Source organism: Priestia sp. FSL W8-0001, assembly GCF_038050335.1.
In the GTDB taxonomy this organism is placed as follows: domain Bacteria; phylum Bacillota; class Bacilli; order Bacillales; family Bacillaceae_H; genus Priestia; species Priestia flexa.
This window is the reverse complement of sequence record NZ_JBBPAL010000001.1, coordinates 1,967,095-1,987,730: the sequence shown is the minus strand read 5'-3', so window position 1 is coordinate 1,987,730 and position 20,636 is coordinate 1,967,095. Positions and strand designations below refer to the sequence as shown.

Here is a 20,636-nt window from a genome sequence, read left to right as displayed (position 1 = left end):
GTTTTATTTATTTAATAACTGGGTGAAATGATGCAAAATCTTAGCAGTTAGACCCCAGATTACACGATTCTCATAATAATAAAAATGCTCTTCCATCTTGCGTGTTTGCCAATTATAATCTTCTCCTCCAATGATATCATCAAATGGGAAGGTTGAATCAGGCTCTACTTTAAAATGAATATGATGAACTTCAGGTGGATTCTCTTTAAAGAACGAAAGGGGTACGGTAAATATTTCCGCTACCTCAGAAGGGTTTGGACGTAGTGGCAAATCATCTTTTAAAACCCCGATATACGGATAAATAATAGTTCCGAATTGCGACACGATATAATCTAATGGTTTGACATTTTCAACCGCTTTATTTTCAATACCCAGTTCTTCTGTCGTTTCTCTCACTGCTGCATCTTGAGGTGTTGAATCATTTGGTTCAATCTTACCCCCAGGAAAACAAATCTCACCAGGTTGCCTACGCAAATGGTGGGCCCTTACTTCGAATAACACATGAAGCTCATCTTGTTTTTGAACAAGTGGGACCAAAACGGCAAACTGTAAAAATTCATCCATGCCTAAAATGTTTGGATTTCGCTTAGTTAATGTTTCGAGTATGTCATTTAGCTTCAATGTACCACTTCCTTTTCTCTCTTTTTTGTAGTAACAGCATAGTTTGTTGGTTAAGGCTTGTCAACTTCCATACCCTTTAAAACTGATAGTAGCACATCTTCATCTTTATCCTCTTTAAAAATAGCGGGATGAAGCAGCTGAGCTAGCTTTTTAAGACCAACTAATAATCGTGGAGATGGCCGGCAAAATAATGCCTCCTCTAAAATATGTATATCCGTTTCCGACAGTCTTAATTCTTCCCAACCAGAACGTTTTTGGATCACTTTTTTATTGACGTTCTTTTCGGCTACCCCAACCCACGCAAGACATATCGCTTGAGGTTTTCTCTTTTTGACTTCTTCCCACGTTGTTTGAACGCTTGGTTCACTGTAATCTTCAAACATATTTTTTGCTCCGGCAAGCGCACTAATTTCAGTTAGCCAGTTTGAGCCACCTGGCGTAAACAAAGGCTTCGGCCACCATTCCCAGTAGATGTTGGGCTTGTGTGTAATACGCTGGGCTAACTCTTTATAGTAGGTTATTTCTTTATCAAATCGCTGCACAATTTTTTCTGCATAAGTACCTACTCCAATTAAATCCCCTACAGTCAGAAGGTCATTTCTAATATCACTTAAGGACTGAGGATTTAACGTAACGAAAGGAAGGTTCCTTTTTTTTAATTCTTCAATGTTTCGCTCCATTCCAGGAACGCTTAAAGAAGCTAAGATTAAATCCGGCTTCAGCTCCTCAACCAAGTCCATATCAATAGACAAGTCAGGACCTAATCTCGGTAATTTTTGCACGCTGTTCGGCCAATCTGAATAGTTATCGACCCCTACAAGTAAATGCTCGCATTGCAAATAACCAATGAGTTCAGTGTTGCTAGGGCATAAAGACACAATTCGCATTAAAACTCCTCCTTATTAAAAGTCTTTATCTTTACAATACTAGAATTACAGAAAAAAAGACAGCAGACATTCTGTTCACTATTCTTTAAGAGAATTTTTATAAAAAGGTAATTTTTCATCGTTTTTTCACTTTTCTCTTATATAGTAAAGACAGTACTTTTTTTATAGATATGCCCCTTTTCACTCGTCTCTTGTAGACGAGCTTTTTTTATGTTCTAAAATATGGCTAATATAGAAAAGGTATCGGACTAAAATCCAATACCCTTTTCGTTACGAATTTATAATCCCAAGTCTTCAATTTGTTTAACGATGCTTGAGATGTCTTGAATGGATTGAAAGAGCTCCGTATTTTCAAGCGCTGCAGGATCCAACTTTCCACCCTCTATGTTTTCTAGATACGTATTGATTCCGTCTAGCGCTTTCTCATTTTGCTCTAGTACCTGGTTGTGTAAGTCAGCTGCTAATTCAGGGGCATTGAGCTCATTGAAGCTTTCAATTTCTCCTTTCATGTCTTCTAGTTTCGTTTCAAATTCCGCTGCGGCTTTTGAATCTGCAATGGCTTGCTGTGCTAATTCGGGTGCTTCTTCAGCAAATGTTTTTGCCTCCTGTACATAGTCTGTCGCTTCGTTTACGTATGTGAGTGCGTCATTTGCTCCTTCCAGCATTGAACAGCCACCTAATGCAAAAGACGTGCTGGCTAGGATTCCTATCAACCATTTTTTCATTTGTTTTCCTCCCAGAAATTTATTTTCAACCTTTTAAGGTAGAAACCAATAAAAAAACCATCTTCACAATGTTTTTTGTAAAGATGGTTAAAATGACCTTTACCAAAAAAACATTTGGCAAAGGTCTCGCTAACAATATTACATATTGCCAACAAAGCCGGAGAGATTCTCTCGGAATGACGACCTTGCTGTAGCAGCTACTCCCCTTTGGGAATTCCGTATAAACTTCTAACATCATTCTACCTTATTTATAAGAAACGCGTCAATTCTCACGAAGGAATGGTTTTTCCATTTAGATAATCAATGGTAGAATAAGAGAATCATAATGATAAGGGAGAGAACGTCTTGTCTGGACAGTCTAAAATACTCGCGTTTGTGGATATTGAAACAACCGGCTTAAGTCCCGCTAGTTGTGAAATGATTGAACTTGGAATTTTACTTTATGAATACGACGAACAGCTCCAAACCCTCACGGAGCTAGACCGCTATAATGGATTTGAAATGCCGACATACCCAATTTATCCTCATATTACTCGGCTAACTGGGATTACAAATGAAATGGTGGAAGGTCAAAGATTTAATGATGAAAAAGTGATCGAGTTGTTTAAGCAAGCTGATGGTATTATTGCGCACAATGCTTCTTTTGACCGTAGCTTTTTACTAAAGCGCTATTCCTTTTTACAAGACCTGAAATGGCACTGCTCGATGAGATCAGTAAAATGGAAAGAATACGGATTTGTCAATAAAAAGCTAACAACGCTCTTAGATGCACATGGAATTTCTAGAGAACATGCTCACCGTGCGATGGATGATATTGAAGCAACTGCTTTCTTGTTACAAAAAACCAATCCAGAGGGTAATATGTACTTAACCGAAGTTTTAAAGAAAGCCATGGGCAAACCAAAATCTGTTGTGAAACGATAAAAAGCATCTCATTTAGCTGAGATGCTTTTTTGTACTAAAAATGGGTTTTTCCATTCCATTAGCGTTCCGTAGTTACAAGACTCTTCATCTTCTAAATAGTTCTCTATCACTTTAAGCGGTGTTCGACCACAGCGCAGCAAAAATGTAATAACAGGATCTTGAATGGTACCTTTTGAAATTTCTTGGATATATTGCTCTGGCGTTAGCTTATCCTGATATAGGTGGTAAGCAGGCATCCTCCCTCCACCTATTAGCCGGTCTAGTTTCAGATGAATGACGACATCGTACATGGCAGTCATCATCCATTTCCCTAACCCTAACTTACGGTAAGCAGGGGCTACACTAATATCTACAACATATAATGAATTCCCGTTTGGGTCATGATTACGAATATAACCGCTATCCGTAACGTCCGCCCACGTATGATTTGGTGATTTAGGGTCAAACTGAACTAATAATCCCGTCATGCTTCCTACTACTTTACCGTTTACTTCTATACACAATGCTCCCTCTGGGAATAGCGTAACGTGATTGGTAAGCTGCTCGATATTCCACCATAAATCAGACGGAAACGGAGGTGGAAAACATTCTTGCTGAATAGCAATTAAATCTTGAAAATCAGCTTGGTGATAATTTCGAATGATGGCGGGAACAGGCTTTTTTTCGTCAAACACAAAAAACTCTCTTCGGTACACATTCATCACTCCTTATCGAATCAAGACCTCTTCTTTTTCCCAATCGGTATATAAATCTGTACGACGATCACGCCACGTTGTTACCGATCCGCTTTCTCGAACTTTATAGAGTAATTCCAAGTCTAGATCAGCTGTGACAATCATATCTTGGTTGATTTCACCTTCAGCCATTAATCCTTTAGGTGGAAACGGAACATCGTTTGGGGTAATGATTGCAGCTTGACCAAAGTTGGCGCGCATAAAATCGACGGTAGGGAGTGAACCTACTGTCCCCGAGTTTACTACATAAACTTGATTTTCAATTGCTCTTGCATGGCTCGTATAGCGTACGCGGTGAAACCCATGACGATCATCTGTACATGACGGGCAGAATATTACGTCTGCACCTTTTGCTTTTGCCATGCGTACAATCTCAGGGAATTCAATGTCATAGCACGTAAGCATCGCAATTTTCCCTTTGGTTGTCTCAAACACCTGCAGGTTTTCTCCAGGCGTCATGTCCCACTCATGTAGCTCCGTTGGCGTCATATGAAGCTTCGCTTGCTCACCTATACGTCCATCTGGATAAAAAAGGTGCGCTACGTTATACAAACGCCCTTCTCTTTTTATTACGTGTGTACCTGCAATAATATGAATGTTCATTTTAATGGCTAAGCTCATAAATAAAGAACGATACTGCTCGGTAAAGTCCGGTAAATCCTGAATTGTTAATGCTTGTCCTTGGTGGTTACCAATCGACATTAACTGTGTTGTAAAGAATTCTGGGAACATGACAAACTCTGCTCCAAATTCTTCTGCTGTTTTGACATAGTGCTCAACTTGATGAGCAAATTCCTCAAAGGATTGAATTGTATGAAGATGATATTGAACCGCTGATACTCGAAGTTTCATAGGTTCCTCCTTTCCAAACTTATTTGTCTATTTTTTTCTTTTAGTAAAAAAAGATCTGCTAGCTCTCGGTAAATGGCCACAATATCGTCTATTTTCATTCGCACTAAGCCGCTTGAGGAAGGAGCCACGAAGTCAATTGTCCCTTCAATAACCGAAACCTCTTGAATTCCCCAAGGAACGTTTCTGCGTTTGCTGTATTGTTCGTAGACACCTTTTCCGACGAAGCAAACGACTTTTGGTTGATAAGTACGAATTTTATGAGCGAGCTGCTTTCGTCCTTCTTCATATTCTTCTTTCGTAATTTCCGCTGCCGCTTTTGTAGGACGATCTACAATATTCGTAAGACCATAACCAAGATCTAGTAAATCTACATCCTCTTCAGGCTTATAAAGTCGTGGTGTTAATCCGGACTTGTATAAAATACTCCAAAATCGATTGCGAGGATGTGCAAAGTGATAGCCTGTTTCACTTGATCGAATACTTGGATTAAAACCGACAAATAGAATTCTTAAGTCTTTCTTAATGCAATCTTGTACCAAATCCATGCCGTACCTCCTAAAAAAATCATCCATCTAGTATGAATGATTTTTTAGAAAATTATACGTTAAATACGAACAACGCGTCCGTTAAATTTTTTCTTCCAATAGCCTTGCGTCATATCAGCAATGCCGACGCCTTTACTTTGAGCACCAATGAATTTTCCATTTCCTACATAAATGCCAACATGTCCATCTGTTTTATATGTGTTAAAAAAGACAAGGTCGCCTGGCTGCATTTGTGAAGCGGAAATTTGTGTACCAGCATGCTTTAATGTTTCAGTGCTTACATAGCCGCGAGGTCCTAGCTCAACGCCGACTTGTGAATATGCCCAGTGTACAAACGATGAGCAATCAAAGAATCCGCGGTTGATATCCGCTTGGGTACGACCTCCACCAAATACGTATGCAGAATTACCAATCCATTTATTCCCAACCGTTGCGACATTAGAATGAGATGCAGCAGGAGCTGATTTAGCCGCTGGTGCTTCAACAGTAGCTTTTGATGTAGCTTTCGTACTTTCATTGTCTTGAGCAGGAGCTGCTTTTTCAGCAATAGATTGACCTGAAGCTGTAGCTACCTGCTGCTCAGCTTTTTCAGCTGCTTCTTTTTGTTCTTGCTCTCTTTGTTTTTTAGCTGCAATGCTGTCTGTTAACGTTTGTTCTTGCGTTGATAAATCTGTTTCTTGTTCCGTTAAAGATGCTACTTGCTGTGCATTTTCTGATTTTTTTTCATTTAACTGAGCAGCAAGGGTTTCTTGCTCCGCTTTTTGCTCCGCTAAATATTCATTAATACCCTTTAGCTCTTCTTTCATCGCTTCAAGATCTTTTAGTTTACCTTTTACAGAAGACTGTTTCTGTGCTACTTCATCTTGCATCTCTTTAGTTTCTTTTAGAATATCACGGTCTGCGCTAATGATTGTTGACACAGCTACCGAGCGGTCAACGAAATCCGAAAAGCTTTGTGAACCAAGAAGCACTTGAACATAATCAACGCTGCCTCCAGCTTCTTGAAGTGCTTTTGCACGCTGAGCCAAAACTTGATTGCGCTCTTCTAGCTTTTCATTTAGCGTATCGATGTCTTTTTGAAGGATGTCTATTTTTTCAGTTGTCTGCTTAATGCTGTCTTCTGTATCCGTTACTTTCTTTTCGTTTTCCTTAGCTGCTAATTTTAAACGCTCCAACTGAGCTGATAAGCTGCTTTGTTCTTTTTCTAAACGCTTCTTTTCTTCATTTGCGCTTGAAATTTTCCCTTGTAGTTCTTCACGCTCTTGTTGAATCGTCGTTTTTTGGTTTTCCATTTCATTTATCGTTGAGGCAAATGCTTCAGTTGAAAACACGCTTGATAGTCCTAAAACAACCGCTGCATTGGCAAAAATAGCTTTTTTATTCACTTTAAATTCCTCCATTACTTCATCTGTCTAATCCTCTATGTATATATCGAACTATTATTGTCGAAAAATAGCTAAAAATAGTCTTTTACTACGAAAATTATACCACGATGTATTTATATGAAATATTACAATTTCATTTCATAATTGGAAGACTTAGTGAAATAGAAGAAAAAAATAGCACGCAAACGCGTACTATTTTCCTGATTACTTCTCTATAGTTTGCTGATAGTATTGCTCTAGAGCTACAATCGCGCTCCCCATTCGTTCCTGAAGCGGAACTACCACGCGCTTCACGCCTTGATCATTTAACGCAGCAGCCGTTACTTTTCCAACTGATAACGCCACAACGTCTGTCTCAAATGCTTCTAAAACCTCTTGTTCTTTTCCTTTTTCGCGCGCAAAGGAAAAAAGGTTACGAGGCTGAGGAGCGCTTGTAAAGTTGACTGCGTCTACCTTCCTAGTTAGTATTTCATCTAACAGTTGCTCCATCACGTCAGTTTGAGGAGGAATGTGCTTATAAGGAAGAATATCTTTGGCCTTGGCGTTTTGATCATTTAAAAAGGTCATTAATGCAGGCGCAGGATCTCCATGAAGCTGAAGCGCAACTTTACATCCATCAAATGAGTGACTCTTTAACTCTCGCACCAGACCAGCTGTACTGCCATCATCATCGCGAACCGTTGGTGTAACGCCTAGCTTTTTTAGCATATTAATGGTTTTATAGCCACGAGCCCCGATTTTAGCGTTCTTTAATGCCGCTAGGAATTCAGAAGCTAGCCCCATTTTATCAGCGGTATTGTATAAGATTTCTGTACCAATACCCGTAGTGAAAATAAACCAGTCGTACGTACCTTGAACAAGATCTTTTACGTCTTCTTCAAGATGAGTGTCATCTAAAAAAATTGTTCCTTGTGCCGGTCGAATAAGAGCCGTCCCACCTAAGTTTTCTACGATTTTTTTAATGTCCTCTACTTTTCGCTGACCAGCAAGGGCGACTCGTTTTCCTTCTAATCGTCTCATTGTAAACTCCTCCGTTTATGTAAATTACTGCGCAAATGGAGATGTGTGTTGAGGAATATATCCTAATTTCACTGAAATCTCCGCTGCTGCCGTTGTTACTTTTTTAATTAAAAATGGCATTCTTTCTTCATGAAAATGTGCATCAATTCCTGCAACGCTAATTCCCGCTACAATTTCTCCTTTATGGTTAAAGATTGGAGCTGAAACAGCTGTTGTATAATCTTCAAGCTCAGAATGGCTAATTGTATAGCCGTTTACACGTGCTTTATGAAGCTCTTCATTTAATTTTTCTTTGTCGGTAATTGTGCCTATGCCTATTGGTTTTAAATCGGTTACCTCTAAATAGCGCTGCTGCTCTTCAGATGATAAAAAAGATAAAATAATGCGAGAACAAGCACCAGCATAAAGCGGCGATTTTCGTCCAATCGATGTATAAAGACGTACGGGGTGCACGGCTTCAATCTTTTCAATATACATCGCTTCATCTCCATCGCGAACGATCAGATTAACGGCTTCTTCTACTTCATCGCGAAGCGCTTGCATAATCGGCAGCGCAAGCCCTCTAACATCTAGTCGATCGGCTACAAGTTGACCAAACTGCAAAAAAAGAAGCCCAAGCTCATAGTGGCCATATGGATCTTTCGTTAAAAAACCCATTTCTTCTAAGGATCCAAGCATTCGGTGCAGCGATGTTTTAGGGATATTTGTCTTATTCATTAACTCATTGAATGTAAGGCGAGGGTGATCAATGAACAGCGTTAGAATGCTCATCGATTTCACAACCGTTTTATTTTTATCCTGCATACTCACGCTCTCCTTTAATTTGAACATATTTTCACAATCTTTGTTTTATTATACAACAAACTAGCGGAAAGTACCTTATTTTAGGATGTTTTTTCGCCTTTAATTAGACATAAAAATAAAGAAAGCACCCTGTATAAAGGCGCCTTCTGTTATTACTTATAAAGTTGTTGCTACCTGCTCTGGCTGAATCTCATATATTTCTAAAAACTTCGTTGTAAAATCTCCTTCTAAAAATTTCTCATGTTCTAGAAGGGATAAGTGAAACGGTATGGTTGTGTGCACTCCTTTAATATAAAATTCGCTGAGTGCACGCTTCATGCGCTGAATAGCTTCCGTACGATTTTTTCCGTAAACAATCACTTTAGCAATCATCGAATCATAAAAAGGTGGAATTGTATAGCCTGCATATACTGCGCTATCTATGCGTACCCCAAACCCTCCAGGTGGAATGTACTCTGTTACTGTTCCCGGTGAAGGCATAAAATCACGCCAAGGATCTTCCGCATTTATGCGACACTCAATTGCGCATCCAGAAAAAATAGTGTCTTCTTGCGTGAAGGATAGCGGATAACCTGCTGCTGCTAAAACTTGCTCTTTAATCAAATCTACCCCTGTTACTAACTCTGTTACTGGGTGCTCAACTTGAATACGCGTATTCATTTCCATAAAATAAAACGCACCGTATTTATCCAGTAAAAATTCAACCGTACCTACACCATAGTAGTTCACTGCTTTTGCAGCTTTCACAGCAGCATCTCCCATCTCATCCCGGAGCTTTTCGCTAAGCGCTGGTGACGGTGACTCTTCGATAAGCTTTTGATGACGCCTTTGGATGGAGCAGTCTCGTTCTCCTAAGTGAACAACGTGTCCATGCTTGTCCGCTAAAATTTGAATTTCAACATGACGCGGGTCTTCAATAAACTTTTCCAAGTACACGCCTTTGTCTCCAAACGCTTTTTCCGCTTCTTGCTGAGCTTGACGAACTGCTTTGTGAAGCTCTTCTTCATTAAAAGCCGTGCGCATTCCTTTACCGCCTCCACCAGCGGATGCCTTTACAATGACAGGGTAGCCAATTTCTTTTGCAATCGCAGTAGCTTCTGTACTACTTTTAATTAAACCGTCGCTTCCTGGTACAATTGGTACGTTTGCTCGCTTCATGGTATCACGAGCTTTTGCTTTAGCTCCCATATCTAAGATAGCCTGAGATGAAGGACCAATAAACGTTATCCCATACTCTAGACAAGCATCTGCAAACTGTGCACTTTCAGATAAAAAACCATACCCAGGATGAATCGCATCTGCATGTGACACGTCCGCTGCGCTGATGATGCTTTTACTATTTAAGTAGCTATCTTTAGGACTTTTCCCACCGATGCAGTATGCTTCATCAGCCATCTGTACATGAAGTGCATCGCGGTCTCCAGTAGAATACACAGCTACGGTTTTGATGCCAAGTTCCTTACATGCACGAATCACACGAACAGCAATTTCTCCTCTGTTAGCAATCAACACTTTTTTAAACATCGTCTCACTCCTTATTAGCGCTTATTGTTTGATTAAAAATAGAGGTTGGTCGTATTCAACAATATCGCCGTCTTTCACAAGAACCTCTATAATTTCTCCTTCAATTCCCGCTTCTACCTCATTAAAAAGCTTCATTGCTTCTACAATACAGACGATATCATTAGCACGAACTCTATCACCTTCCGATACAAAAGGTGAAGCTCCTTGTTCAGGAGAGGAGTAGAAGGTTCCGACCATAGGAGAACGTACTTCGCAGACCGCTTTTGATGGCTCCTCATTTTTTAATGGAGGTGTGAGTTCTACCTCATTGTTTTTACTAGGCGTTAACACTTTTGTTGCTTCTTCCGTTAGTGTTTTATCAAGAACAATCACTGTTCCATCGTGTTCCACATGTAGCTTTTGAATGCCACCTTCATTCATTAAAGCTATAACCTCTTTTAATTCTGCAGTATTAATCATCCTTTTCTCCCCTTTCGTTTTTTAAGCTTCTTTTTGATAAAGTGCAATTGAACACGCTAACTGCTTCATAGTTTTTTCGTTTTCTAAATAAATTTGTTCAGCTTCTTCTAGGGTAATATATTGAAAATAAATGCTTTCTCCAGGCTTCACCTGAGCTAGAACTGGTAAGTCAGCCGTGATAACCTGAGCCATTTTTGGATAGCCACCCGTGGTTTGTCGATCTGCTAATAGAATGATTGGATTTCCGTCTGGCGGTACTTGAATAGATCCATTCGTTACGGCTTCTGATAGCAACTCTACTTTTTCAGTAAGTACCATTTCAGGACCAGCAATTCGATAACCCATGCGATCTGATTGAGTACTAACTTTAAAGGCTTGTTCACTAAAGGCTTGTTGACTTTCTTTAGTAAACAATTCAAATTGACTACCTTTTATTACACGGATAATCGGCTTTTTTTCAAACGGTAAGCGTTCGTGAAAATTCACGTACCAGTTTGGCATATATACACGGCTTGCCAACTTTACATGCTGATGTTGAGAACCCGTGAATTTAATTACATCGTTTGCCTGTAAAGCGCGCCCTTTGAAACCACCTAACTCGCCGCGTAAATAGGTACTTTTACTATTCATAACAGGAGATAGTAAAAAACCACCCTTTACTGCCAAATAAGCTCGACACCCTTTTTTACATGGTCCAAATTGAAGGGTACTTCCTTTTGACACGTAGATTGGTTTCCACATATGAACGGGTTCATTGTTAATGCTCGGTGCTAAATCACCTCCAGTGATAGCGATTACACAATCCTTTTCAAATTCAATTGTTGGACCCATTAAAGTCATTTCTAAGCAAGCCTCTTTTTCATCGTTCGCAACTAATAGATTTGCTACGCGCAAAGAATACGTATCCATAGCTCCGCTCACTAAGACACCGTGTTTTTGGAAGCCAGTTCGTCCTAAGTCTTGTATAGTCGTGAGTAAACCTGGCTTTAAGACCTTTATGCTCATGCTTATCTCTCCTTTGTAAATTTTAAAAATTCATGCTCTGTAATAGGGATGAATTTGACGATATTACCTGCTTCAAGTAAGCTAGGTGGATTTTGCTCTGGTAAAAATAAAGGCTTTGGCGTTTGACCAATCAGCTGCCATCCTCCAGGCGTAGAGATGGGATAAACGCCTGTTTGCATTCCAGCAATCCCAACAGACCCTTTTGGAATGCTGGCGCGAGGAGACGACCTTCTCGGTGCCTTGATTTTCTCTGACATACCGCCTAAGAATGGAAATCCAGGCGCAAATCCAACCATATATACGAGGTATTCACCACTTGAGTGGATGGATATAACTTCATCAGACGTCAAGCCATTGATCTTCGCTACATCTTGTAAATCGGGTCCATATTCGCCACCGTAGCAAACCGGAATTTCTACAGTATGAGATGGTTGATTTTTATGGTGCGTTAAACTAGCAAGCTTTTTCTCTACTAGAGCTGAAACAATTTTAAAAGGAGATATTAAAGATGAATCTTTGCCTTGATATGTTTGATAGACAATAAGCGGGTCGTAAAAAATCGTTAGGTTTGTAAATGCAGGGACACTCTCGACAAACCCTTCAAACGGTGTATCTTCAAGCATATTCATAAGCGCCATGATTTGTTTATGAGTACTAATGCTCATTTCTGAACCAAATGTTACAACCACAGCCGAATCTCCAAGTGGGGTCAGCTCTGCGATTGTTTTCTTGTTATCTACTGCTTTAATCACGTCTTTCACCTCGTTTATAAAATTCCAAGCTCATCATCACGTATATCCGTAATGAGCATGTGCCCTGGAGCATGCGTAATCATAATAGACGGTTTAACCTCCATCGCAACAGCTTGTGGAGTAACTCCACAGGCCCAAAAAACAGGCACTTCACCTTCGTGAATGGTCACTGCATCACCAAAATCAGGATGATCAATTTGTTGGATACCGATTTCTTTTGGACTACCAATATGAAGAGGACTTCCATGAACGGAAGGAAAGCGCGAGGTAACCTGCACCGCGCGAGGTACGTCTCGAGAAGGCATAGGACGCATACTTACAACCGTTACGCCTTTAAATAAGCCAGCTGATTTACATTCAATATTGGTTTTGTACATCGGGACATTACATTTCTCCTCAATGTGTCGGATAGGTATACCATTATTTAACAAGGCGTCTTCAAACGTAAAGCTGCAACCAATCAAGAAACCTACCATATCTTCTTCCCAAAGCGATGTAATATCCGTTATTTCTTCCGTTAATACACCTTCTCGATATACGCGGTACTTAGGTAAATCTGTACGAATATCTGCTCCTTTTGCAACGGTTAAATACGGTGATCCAACCTCTGTTACGTCTAATAATGGACACGACTTTGGGTTACGCTGACAAAATAGTAAAAAGTCATACGCATGTTCTTGTTTTAAGATTGCTAGATTTGCTTGGGCGTATCCATTCGCCATCCCTGCTGTTGGTCCAGTAATTTTCATTTCACGAATAAGCTTACGAATTTTTTCAGGTGTTTCAGTTGCGTAACTCATATTTGGTCTCCTTTCAACGATACGGAGGTGAATAAAATAATCCACCTCCAGCTCAGTTATTTAAATAATAAAGGCAGTTGATCAATTAATGTATATCCCCCCATTAACGCCATCACGATAACCACAAGGCTACCCGAGATCGTTAACCAAAGAGGATGTTTATAATCTCCTACAATATCTTTTCGGTAAGCAGCAACTAAGAGCGTTCCAAGAGCAATTGGTAAAATCAATCCATTTATTGCACCAACTAACAGCAATACTTTAACTGGCTTTCCAATGACTACAAAACATAGTGTTGACACAATAATGAAGCTGATAATTACCCATTTATGATGCTGCTCTAAGCGTTTGCTAAATGTACGAATGAACGATACGGATGTGTAAGCAGCTCCAATAACAGACGTAATTGCAGCTGACCACATAACAACTCCGAAAATTTTATAGCCAATATTTCCTGCCGCTAGCTGAAAGACTGAAGCGGGTGGATTGCTTGCATCTATTTGAAGCCCTTGTGATACAACGCCAAGAACTGCTAAAAAGAGCGCAATACGCATAACAGACGTGATTAAAATTCCTACAACAGAACTCTTTGTCACTTGTGGTAGTGCATCAACACCTTTTATTCCTGCATCTAATAGTCGGTGACCTCCAGCAAACGTAATATAGCCACCTACCGTTCCACCCACTAACGTGACAATAGCAACAATATCAATCGTATCCGGCATTACTGTTTTTTACTACAGCTTCTCCAACAGGAGGTGCCGTTTTAAACGCTACAAAAAACATTAAACCAATCATGACAAAGCCTGCGTACTGTGTGAAACGATCCATGGCCTTTCCAGCTTCTTTAATTAAAAAGATTGCCACTGCAATGATTGCACTTACAATTGCACCGTATTCAGGTGCGATACCAAACAAGGCATTTAATCCTAATCCAGCTCCTGCAATGTTTCCTACGTTAAAAGCAAGGCCACCCATAACAATTAGCCCAGCGATGACATAACCGAGGCCTGGCAACACCATGTTCGCAATATCTTGTCCTCTTTTTTCGGATACAGCGATAATTCGCCAAACGTTGGTTTGTGCAAAGATATCTAAAATAATTGATACTAAAATAACAAATCCAAAACTAGCTGCTAACGTTTGAGTAAAAACAGTAGTTTGAGTTAGAAACCCAGGACCAATAGCAGACGTGGCCATTAAGAAGGCGGCCCCCATCATGAGCGTCCAGTTAAGCTTAGGTACTGGCGACAGTTGCTGTTTTTTTGATTGTTTTATCGGCTCCATAATTAATTCTCCTCTCAATTAGCGGCATGATACGGCGACGCGTGTAATATCTGCTTGCTTAAAGGCTGTGTTAAGTGCATGAGCAAACTGCAAGGCATGTGTTCCGTCTCCATGAATGCAAACTGTATCTGCTTGAATCGGCACTGTTGTTCCTTGTTGAGACTGCACTTCTTTTTGCTCAATCATTCCAATAACTTGATTAATTGCTACTTCATCTTCTTCGATTAAAGCACCTTTCATTGTTCGAAGAGTTAAAGAACCATCTTCTTGATATGTACGATCAGCAAATACTTCATTTGCTGTTTGAAGCCCTATTTCTTTTCCTGCTTTTATGAGTTCACTTCCAGATAAGCCGAATAAAATAAGTTCTGGATTTACTGCATATACGGCTTCAGCAATTGCTTTTGATAATGCAGCATCTTTCGCCGCCATATTATAGAGAGCACCGTGTGGCTTTACATGCTGCATAGTACCTCCTTCCGCCTTTACAAATCCGTAGAGTGCACCAATTTGATATACGACTAAATCATACGCTTCACTAGGACTAATTTGAATATTCCGACGTCCAAACCCGCGTAAATCCTGCAAACCAGGATGAGCGCCAATAGCTACATCATGATGCAAGGCAAGTTTTACGGTTTCTCGCATGACGGTTGGATCTCCAGCATGAAAGCCACACGCGATATTAGCCGAAGAAACAAACTTTAAAATCTCTCTATCATTTCCAATCTTATAAACGCCATAACTTTCACCTAAATCACAGTTCACGTCAATTCGTTTCATTTCTTCATCCCCTTATCTATCTTGTTGTACCGAAAAATGGAACTTAAATTCCGTTTTTCGGTTAAATTGATTTTATCATTTAAATGTCTGATACACAAGATAGTTGTCAGAACATTTAACATATTAGGTCAATTCTATTAATTGAAAGGTTTCTAGATAGGTATTTCACTACAGGAAAAAAGAATCTCGAAATCCAAGGTTTTCTAAGTCATAATTCAAAAGGTAGTCTTTTTTACAAATGGATAGGAGGAAGAAAATGAAAAAACATCAACTAATTGCTGCATCTATTGTAGGTATCAGCTTACTTTGGACCACCCCTACTGAGTTCAAAGCAGCGGAAATGGATACTACTAAAGTGGTGAAGACGGCTGCTGAATTATCAGGAATCGACTATGTAAGCGGTGGTGAAACAAAATCAGAAGGTTTCGATAGCTCAGGGTTCATTTACTATGTAGTAGAAACAGCTTTAAATGTAGATATGCCGCGCACGTTAGAAGGGCAAGGTGAGTTAGGAACAGAAGTGAATAAAAGTGATTTAACAACCGGAGATCTGTTATTCTTCTCTACAAGCTCATCTACCATTACAAGCGCTGCAATCTATATTGGAGATGGAGAGATGATTTTCCCTTCTACTTCAAAAGGTGAAGTGGTTAAAGAAAGTTTCAAAGATAGTTCATTTTGGAATGAACATTTTATCAAAGCGAAAAGACTCAGTGCCTCTACCTTTTCATTTCCAGACTATAAAATTGTCTCGGAGAGTCGAGAGCAGCTAGGCGTTTCGTATCAATTTGGAGAAGAACGTCCAGAAGTTGGTTTTGATTGTTCGGGCTTTATTCAATATGTATTCAAAGAAGCATATAACGTAGCGCTCCCACGTTCTACGGATCAACAGTGGAACTTTGGTACATACGTTAAAAAAGAAGACCTACAAGTCGGAGACGTTGTCTTTTTTGAAGATACATACCGCAGCGGAATTTCGCACGCAGGTGTTTACATTGGTAAAAACCGTATGATACATGCTAAACATAAAGAAGGCGTCACCATTGATTATTTAACGGATGATTATTGGCAAGATAAATACGCTGGTGCCAAAAGAATGCGCTAATCATAAAAAAAGACCGCCTTCAAGCTTGAAGGTGGTCTTTTATGACAAGATCATTTTGACAAAAGTGGTTGGATTGCTATCAGCTACTGCAAACCCTAGTCGTTCCCAAAACTGATTGTACCTTTTGTCTTCAGAGACGTTTAGCTTTATTTGATCCCCATGACACTTCTCTTCAAATAAGAGATAAGCTTGCGTTCCAAAACTATACCCCTGATAATCTTTATGAATCACAAAAGTATGAATGTGACAAATATTCTTAACGGTTTCAGTATGCACATAGCCAATATACGTGTCCTCTAACTTAATTAGCAGCTGCTCACCAACTGACTTTATGTTTTTCGTCTTCGTCGATTTTAACATTTCTTCAACGATATAATGTGTATCTGCTACGACTGTTTCAAATGTAATCATGCTGTTAACTTTCCTTTCGTATATATGCTTAGTTCCACAAATGTTGTTGATTAAAATAAGATGTAATTTCTTGAAAGGACGCTACTTTTACGTGCGGAACGTTCTTTTCATCTAACAAATCTTGAAGAGCAGCTTTTGCAAACGTGATGTCTGCGCAAGCCGCTGGGTGTGAGTCTGGTTCACTATCACCGGCAAAATAGACCTGCTCATATTTTTTCTTGAAATCCTGAATAACTAACGATTTATCAATTCCGTAACGCTCAGAATAGCTCCAGTGCTTAGGATCAATTTGCAAGTGAACATTTTTTTCATGGAACACACCGGTATTTGAAAGTACTTCCACATTCTCTACACCATGCTTCTTCAGAAGAGGTCGAATATAGTAATCTGAACCTGCGCTTAAAACATAAAAATCTCCGCCTCTTTTTTGTACTTCTTGAATAAAAGCAGGAACTCCAGGATCAATTTCAATTCCATCAATGTCTTGTAAAATGACGTCCTCTGTTTGGTTAATTGAGCTGAAGACAGTTGACAAAAAGTCAATGTCCTTCAGCTTACCTGACTTCCATTCTTTATATAGCTTTCTACCTTCAGGAAAATGTTTTTCAATCACAATCCAATAAAAATCCTTTTGTGAAATGGTACCATCAAAATCTGATACAAAAGCAAAGCGTTTCATTTTATCTTCCTTTCATGTGAGCTACATCTCTAAAAGTTCTCGCAGTTCCTCTTCCGATAGACTTGTTAGCATCGTTTCACCCGGTTGAATTACCTGGCTAATCAACTCTCTTTTCTTCTGCTGCATCTCATAGATTTTTTCTTCAATCGTTCCTTGCGCAATTAAGCGAATTACTTGTACAACATTCTTTTGACCAAGGCGATGGGCTCGTCCGGCAGCCTGTTCTTCAACCGCTGGGTTCCACCATAAATCATATAGAATTACGGTATCTGCACCCGTTAAATTCAGCCCTGTCCCACCAGCTTTTAACGAGATTAGAAAAATATCATGTTCGCCTTTATTAAAACGGTTGGCCATCTCTACTCGGTCTTTTCCATCTGTTTGGCCATCCAAATAGAAAAAGGAAATGTTCTGTTCTGCAAGCTTTTCTCTAATGATATGAAGCATGCTCGTGAACTGTGAAAAAATTAGCATCCGCTTTCCGTTAGCTAATGCTTGATGAACGGTTTCAAGTAGCTGTTCCAACTTGCTGGACTCAGCTTCGTAGTTTTCAATAAAGAGAGCTGGATGACAGCAAATTTGACGTAAACGCGTTAAGCCAGCTAAAATCTTCATACGGTTTCGCTGAAAATCTTCTGTAGTTAACGAGCTTTTTAATTGCTCTAAATATCCAACGTACAGCTCTTTTTGTTCTTTTGACAGCTCTGAGCGCTGCGTTGTTTCAATTTTATCAGGAAGTTCTTTTAGAACGTCCTTTTTCACGCGACGGAGAATAAACGGGCGCACTAATTTGCTAATCCGCTCTGAGGTCATCTTTTTAAACCCTTGCTGACTTGGTAACAATCCAGGTAATATCGTTTGAAAAATAGACCATAGCTCTTCAAGTGAGTTCTCTATCGGTGTACCGCTTAATGCAAATCGCTTTGGAGCAGATATTGCCCGTACCGCTGCTGCCGCTTTCGTAGCATAGTTTTTAATCGTTTGAGCTTCATCTAAAATTAGAGCATGAAACTCTCTTTCTTTATACAACGACATATCCTGTCTAAGCGTTGGGTAAGACGTAATAAAAACATCTGCGTTCTCTTGAAGCAAATCGCTTCTCTCTTTTGGAGTTCCAGCAATCGTGTGCACCTTTAAAGAAGGCGCGAATTTCTCAAATTCATTCTTCCAGTTGTAAACTAAAGAAGCTGGTACAACAATTAAAGATGGATGCAATACAGCGTCTTGTTCTTTTTCTGAAAGTAAATAAGCAATGGTTTGAAGCGTCTTTCCAAGCCCCATATCATCAGCCAGTATACCGCCTAATGAATAGGTTGATAAAGATTTAAACCACCGAAATCCCGTATACTGATAGTCTCGAAGCTCTGCATGCAGCCCCGAAGGTATACGCCAATTACTTTGATCGGGTGCTCCGATACGTTTAACAAGCGTTTGAAACGCTTCGCTTAATCGACCTTTAGCCTCCTGTGATTGACCAAGAATTTCTTCAACTTGCATTCCTTTATATAGCGGAACGTGAAGGCGATTCTCTTCTAACTCTTCTTTTTTCACATTTAGCTCTGTAAACAAGTCCTGAATCCTCTGAAATCCATCTTGCTCAAGAGAAAGAAATGCTCCATTGTTTAAACGATAATATTTTTTCTTTTCAAGGACAGACCTAAGAACTTCTTGCACCGTTTTTTCATCAATTCCAGCCAAGTCAAAGTTGATTTCTAATAGATTGTTTTGCTGTTTTAAATCAATGCTTGTGATCAAATTTGAAGCATCATAGAGGGTTTCTTGCTTTGCTTCTTCACTTATACGGATGTCTACAAGTTCTTCAAGTTGAGGAAGAATACGAAATAAGAATTCAAACAACGCTTCTTCATCTTGCTGAAGGTAAAGCTGGTTTTTATAAATATTAATGGGTGCATGTTCAATAATATCCATAATAATTGCTTCTTTTTCCATATCTCGTACCAGAATAAACTTAGGTTTTTCATCGGTATTGTGAAAGGGATTAATCATAAAATCACCGTAGTGATATTCAAGCGTCACAAGAAGCTGTTCGCTTTCTTTCTCTACCCACAGCTTTGCCTGTAATGGCGGAGACATAACTTGATTTTCTACTGCTTGTGAAATTTTGACTTCTCCTACTTTGCGTAGGCCAGGTACTACTTGTGATAAAAACGTTCCCATCTGTTCATCATCAACTGATAGAACCGGCTGAACCGGCATGTTTTCCAGTAATCCTTCTACAAGCTTCCGCTGCTTCTTCGTGAGCTCATAAAAATGACCACTCGCAAAAATCCAATGATAACGATTAAAAAAAGAAGCTTCATCTAGGTCCCGAAAATTAATTTGAAACTCTTTGGCTTGATTTTCATCAATAAAAAAAGAAAATGGAAGGCCTTCTTTTTTCAGTAACACATCTCTATACGTCTCATCTTCATGAACAAAAGTCCAGTCTCTTCCTTGAAGTGCGTGTAAGAGTGATTTTGCTACAGACGTCGGGATAACAAGATCTTTGTTAGTAACGGTTCGCCTCGGAGAAGCATAGGTTTGTTTATAAAAGCGTTCGCTTTCGACAATTTGCTGTAAAAGGTTAAGAACGACTTCATCTTCTTTCTTAAAATAATGTACAACCGGATCATATGAAAACCGCTTGGTGAATTCATGCGGTTCATCCTCAGCTACATCATCTAAAAAAGACCGTAAATTCTTCACAACATAGGTACGCTCAACCCCTACCTTTACCTCAATTGTTAAGTAGAGCTCTCCGTCTCTAGAAAAGCGTTCTGAATGCGACTTACAAATATATTCAACCGATAATTGTTCTTTCTCATCCCTGTTATCACTTTCAATAACTGATTGATGAAAATCTGCGAAGGATTGAATAAAAGAATTGACGCGCTGGTGTTCATAGCTTTTCCGGCGAGATGTTGATGCAACGTCAGTTTTTGTTGCTTGTTGTTCACAAATGGCTAAAAGAACCGCTACCTCATGCTTACATTCACCAAACTCATGATAAGCTAGGCATTCACAAGAAGAAGCGTAACCTTGTTCTTTCATTTGAATCATAACCGTATATGATTCCGTTCCTTCAACAAACCCTATCCATGTTTTCGTTTGTTCATTGTATTCTAAGTCTGTTACTCGCTGTTGTTGATAATATGTATGACCTCTATAGTAGGTTCGACTTGAATATGCATCTTTTAAATACGCTTCATTTAACATTCGCATCTTTTTAAATCTTCCTATCGCTAAATTTTTTCCTCATAAAACAAATCATGCTCAAGTAATCTTGAGCATGATTTGTTTAATCTCTCTATTATATCATGTACATCCATTCGGT

General features: G+C 39.4%; 20 protein-coding genes and 1 pseudogene. 2 read left to right on the top strand and 19 right to left on the bottom strand.

What is annotated here, in order from left to right:
* Positions 1 to 3 precede the first annotated feature (3 nt).
* From MKZ18_RS10485 to MKZ18_RS10475, 3 genes are all read right to left on the bottom strand, one after another.
* Positions 4 to 621 (bottom strand): NUDIX hydrolase, encoded by a 618-nt coding sequence (locus MKZ18_RS10485; protein WP_025911052.1) that lies wholly within the window; start codon positions 619 to 621, stop codon positions 4 to 6.
* A 50-nt stretch (positions 622 to 671) separates the two neighbouring features.
* Positions 672 to 1,508, bottom strand: coding sequence for a cobalamin-binding protein (locus MKZ18_RS10480; RefSeq protein ID WP_144593761.1), 837 nt, complete (start codon positions 1,506 to 1,508; stop codon positions 672 to 674).
* A 278-nt stretch (positions 1,509 to 1,786) separates the two neighbouring features.
* The gene (locus tag MKZ18_RS10475) at positions 1,787 to 2,233 is read right to left on the bottom strand and encodes a DUF6376 family protein (RefSeq protein ID WP_144593762.1); all 447 of its coding nucleotides are present in this window, start codon (positions 2,231 to 2,233) and stop codon (positions 1,787 to 1,789) included.
* Between the two features lie 345 nt (positions 2,234 to 2,578).
* On the opposite strand from MKZ18_RS10475, the gene MKZ18_RS10470 reads away from it, so the two are divergent.
* Positions 2,579 to 3,157: an exonuclease domain-containing protein gene (locus MKZ18_RS10470; RefSeq protein ID WP_025911058.1), complete on the top strand. Its 579-nt coding sequence runs from the start codon at positions 2,579 to 2,581 to the stop codon at positions 3,155 to 3,157.
* Between the two features lie 8 nt (positions 3,158 to 3,165).
* On the opposite strand, the gene MKZ18_RS10465 is transcribed toward MKZ18_RS10470, so the two are convergent.
* From MKZ18_RS10465 to MKZ18_RS10405, 13 genes and pseudogenes are all read right to left on the bottom strand, one after another.
* Positions 3,166 to 3,852, bottom strand: a complete 687-nt coding sequence (locus MKZ18_RS10465; protein ID WP_025911060.1) for a GNAT family N-acetyltransferase — start codon at positions 3,850 to 3,852, stop codon at positions 3,166 to 3,168.
* 12 nt (positions 3,853 to 3,864) lie between these two features.
* Positions 3,865 to 4,743 (bottom strand): carbon-nitrogen hydrolase family protein, encoded by an 879-nt coding sequence (locus MKZ18_RS10460; RefSeq protein WP_025911061.1) that lies wholly within the window; start codon positions 4,741 to 4,743, stop codon positions 3,865 to 3,867.
* Complete coding sequence (mug, locus tag MKZ18_RS10455; protein WP_341344540.1) at positions 4,740 to 5,288, bottom strand: G/U mismatch-specific DNA glycosylase; 549 nt, start codon at positions 5,286 to 5,288, stop codon at positions 4,740 to 4,742. The genes MKZ18_RS10460 and mug overlap by 4 nt, the downstream gene beginning before the upstream one ends.
* Positions 5,289 to 5,347: 59 nt before the next feature.
* Complete coding sequence (locus MKZ18_RS10450; RefSeq protein WP_061784616.1) at positions 5,348 to 6,673, bottom strand: C40 family peptidase; 1,326 nt, start codon at positions 6,671 to 6,673, stop codon at positions 5,348 to 5,350.
* A 204-nt stretch (positions 6,674 to 6,877) separates the two neighbouring features.
* Positions 6,878 to 7,693 (bottom strand): uroporphyrinogen-III synthase, encoded by an 816-nt coding sequence (locus MKZ18_RS10445; protein WP_144593764.1) that lies wholly within the window; start codon positions 7,691 to 7,693, stop codon positions 6,878 to 6,880.
* Between the two features lie 24 nt (positions 7,694 to 7,717).
* Complete coding sequence (locus MKZ18_RS10440) at positions 7,718 to 8,497, bottom strand: IclR family transcriptional regulator (protein WP_025911067.1); 780 nt, start codon at positions 8,495 to 8,497, stop codon at positions 7,718 to 7,720.
* A gap of 156 nt (positions 8,498 to 8,653) precedes the next feature.
* Positions 8,654 to 10,021 carry an acetyl-CoA carboxylase biotin carboxylase subunit gene (accC, locus tag MKZ18_RS10435; RefSeq protein ID WP_144593765.1) on the bottom strand — a complete coding sequence of 456 codons (1,368 nt, stop codon included), beginning with the start codon at positions 10,019 to 10,021 and terminating at the stop codon, positions 8,654 to 8,656.
* 21 nt (positions 10,022 to 10,042) lie between these two features.
* Positions 10,043 to 10,480, bottom strand: coding sequence for an acetyl-CoA carboxylase biotin carboxyl carrier protein (gene accB, locus MKZ18_RS10430; protein ID WP_144593766.1), 438 nt, complete (start codon positions 10,478 to 10,480; stop codon positions 10,043 to 10,045).
* 21 nt (positions 10,481 to 10,501) lie between these two features.
* Positions 10,502 to 11,485, bottom strand: a complete 984-nt coding sequence (locus tag MKZ18_RS10425) for a 5-oxoprolinase subunit C family protein (RefSeq protein ID WP_138117007.1) — start codon at positions 11,483 to 11,485, stop codon at positions 10,502 to 10,504.
* A gap of 2 nt (positions 11,486 to 11,487) precedes the next feature.
* Positions 11,488 to 12,237: a 5-oxoprolinase subunit PxpB gene (gene pxpB / locus MKZ18_RS10420; protein WP_239428739.1), complete on the bottom strand. Its 750-nt coding sequence runs from the start codon at positions 12,235 to 12,237 to the stop codon at positions 11,488 to 11,490.
* 14 nt (positions 12,238 to 12,251) lie between these two features.
* Positions 12,252 to 13,037: a putative hydro-lyase gene (locus MKZ18_RS10415; protein WP_061784622.1), complete on the bottom strand. Its 786-nt coding sequence runs from the start codon at positions 13,035 to 13,037 to the stop codon at positions 12,252 to 12,254.
* Positions 13,038 to 13,093: 56 nt separating this feature from the next.
* Positions 13,094 to 14,324: pseudogene (locus MKZ18_RS10410) on the bottom strand (NRAMP family divalent metal transporter).
* 18 nt (positions 14,325 to 14,342) lie between these two features.
* A complete protein-coding gene (locus MKZ18_RS10405) occupies positions 14,343 to 15,107 on the bottom strand; it encodes a LamB/YcsF family protein (protein WP_138117009.1) in 765 nt (254 codons plus the stop codon).
* 256 nt (positions 15,108 to 15,363) lie between these two features.
* Here MKZ18_RS10405 and MKZ18_RS10400 point away from each other — a divergent pair, with 256 nt between their 5' ends.
* Entirely contained in the window at positions 15,364 to 16,212 is an 849-nt protein-coding gene (locus MKZ18_RS10400) for a C40 family peptidase (RefSeq protein ID WP_163071279.1), read from the top strand.
* 39 nt (positions 16,213 to 16,251) lie between these two features.
* Here the strand turns inward: MKZ18_RS10400 and MKZ18_RS10395 are convergent, their stop codons facing one another.
* Genes MKZ18_RS10395 through MKZ18_RS10385 form a run of 3 tightly spaced genes read right to left on the bottom strand, consistent with a single transcriptional unit; the run spans position 16,252 to position 20,524 of the window.
* Positions 16,252 to 16,623 (bottom strand): GNAT family N-acetyltransferase, encoded by a 372-nt coding sequence (locus MKZ18_RS10395; protein WP_061784626.1) that lies wholly within the window; start codon positions 16,621 to 16,623, stop codon positions 16,252 to 16,254.
* Positions 16,624 to 16,651: 28 nt separating this feature from the next.
* The gene (locus tag MKZ18_RS10390) at positions 16,652 to 17,302 is read right to left on the bottom strand and encodes an MtnX-like HAD-IB family phosphatase (RefSeq protein ID WP_061784627.1); all 651 of its coding nucleotides are present in this window, start codon (positions 17,300 to 17,302) and stop codon (positions 16,652 to 16,654) included.
* Between the two features lie 21 nt (positions 17,303 to 17,323).
* On the bottom strand, positions 17,324 to 20,524 hold the full coding sequence (locus MKZ18_RS10385; RefSeq protein ID WP_144593769.1) for a DEAD/DEAH box helicase: 3,201 nt from the start codon (positions 20,522 to 20,524) through the stop codon (positions 17,324 to 17,326).
* Between the last annotated feature and the right edge of the window lie 112 nt (positions 20,525 to 20,636).

Excerpts from the sequence above, each read along its gene's own strand:
- MKZ18_RS10480 (WP_144593761.1), bottom strand. The coding sequence starts at position 1,508 with ATGCGAATTGTGTCTTTATGCCCTAGCAACACTGAACTCATTGGTTAT.
- MKZ18_RS10475 (WP_144593762.1), bottom strand. The coding sequence starts at position 2,233 with ATGAAAAAATGGTTGATAGGAATCCTAGCCAGCACGTCTTTTGCATTA.
- MKZ18_RS10460 (WP_025911061.1), bottom strand. The coding sequence starts at position 4,743 with ATGAAACTTCGAGTATCAGCGGTTCAATATCATCTTCATACAATTCAA.
- mug (WP_341344540.1), bottom strand. The coding sequence starts at position 5,288 with ATGGATTTGGTACAAGATTGCATTAAGAAAGACTTAAGAATTCTATTT.
- MKZ18_RS10445 (WP_144593764.1), bottom strand. The coding sequence starts at position 7,693 with ATGAGACGATTAGAAGGAAAACGAGTCGCCCTTGCTGGTCAGCGAAAA.
- MKZ18_RS10440 (WP_025911067.1), bottom strand. The coding sequence starts at position 8,497 with ATGCAGGATAAAAATAAAACGGTTGTGAAATCGATGAGCATTCTAACG.
- accC (WP_144593765.1), bottom strand. The coding sequence starts at position 10,021 with ATGTTTAAAAAAGTGTTGATTGCTAACAGAGGAGAAATTGCTGTTCGT.
- accB (WP_144593766.1), bottom strand. The coding sequence starts at position 10,480 with ATGATTAATACTGCAGAATTAAAAGAGGTTATAGCTTTAATGAATGAA.
- MKZ18_RS10425 (WP_138117007.1), bottom strand. The coding sequence starts at position 11,485 with ATGAGCATAAAGGTCTTAAAGCCAGGTTTACTCACGACTATACAAGAC.
- MKZ18_RS10415 (WP_061784622.1), bottom strand. The coding sequence starts at position 13,037 with ATGAGTTACGCAACTGAAACACCTGAAAAAATTCGTAAGCTTATTCGT.
- MKZ18_RS10405 (WP_138117009.1), bottom strand. The coding sequence starts at position 15,107 with ATGAAACGAATTGACGTGAACTGTGATTTAGGTGAAAGTTATGGCGTT.
- MKZ18_RS10400 (WP_163071279.1), top strand. The coding sequence starts at position 15,364 with ATGAAAAAACATCAACTAATTGCTGCATCTATTGTAGGTATCAGCTTA.
- MKZ18_RS10395 (WP_061784626.1), bottom strand. The coding sequence starts at position 16,623 with ATGATTACATTTGAAACAGTCGTAGCAGATACACATTATATCGTTGAA.
- MKZ18_RS10390 (WP_061784627.1), bottom strand. The coding sequence starts at position 17,302 with ATGAAACGCTTTGCTTTTGTATCAGATTTTGATGGTACCATTTCACAA.
- MKZ18_RS10385 (WP_144593769.1), bottom strand. The coding sequence starts at position 20,524 with ATGCGAATGTTAAATGAAGCGTATTTAAAAGATGCATATTCAAGTCGA.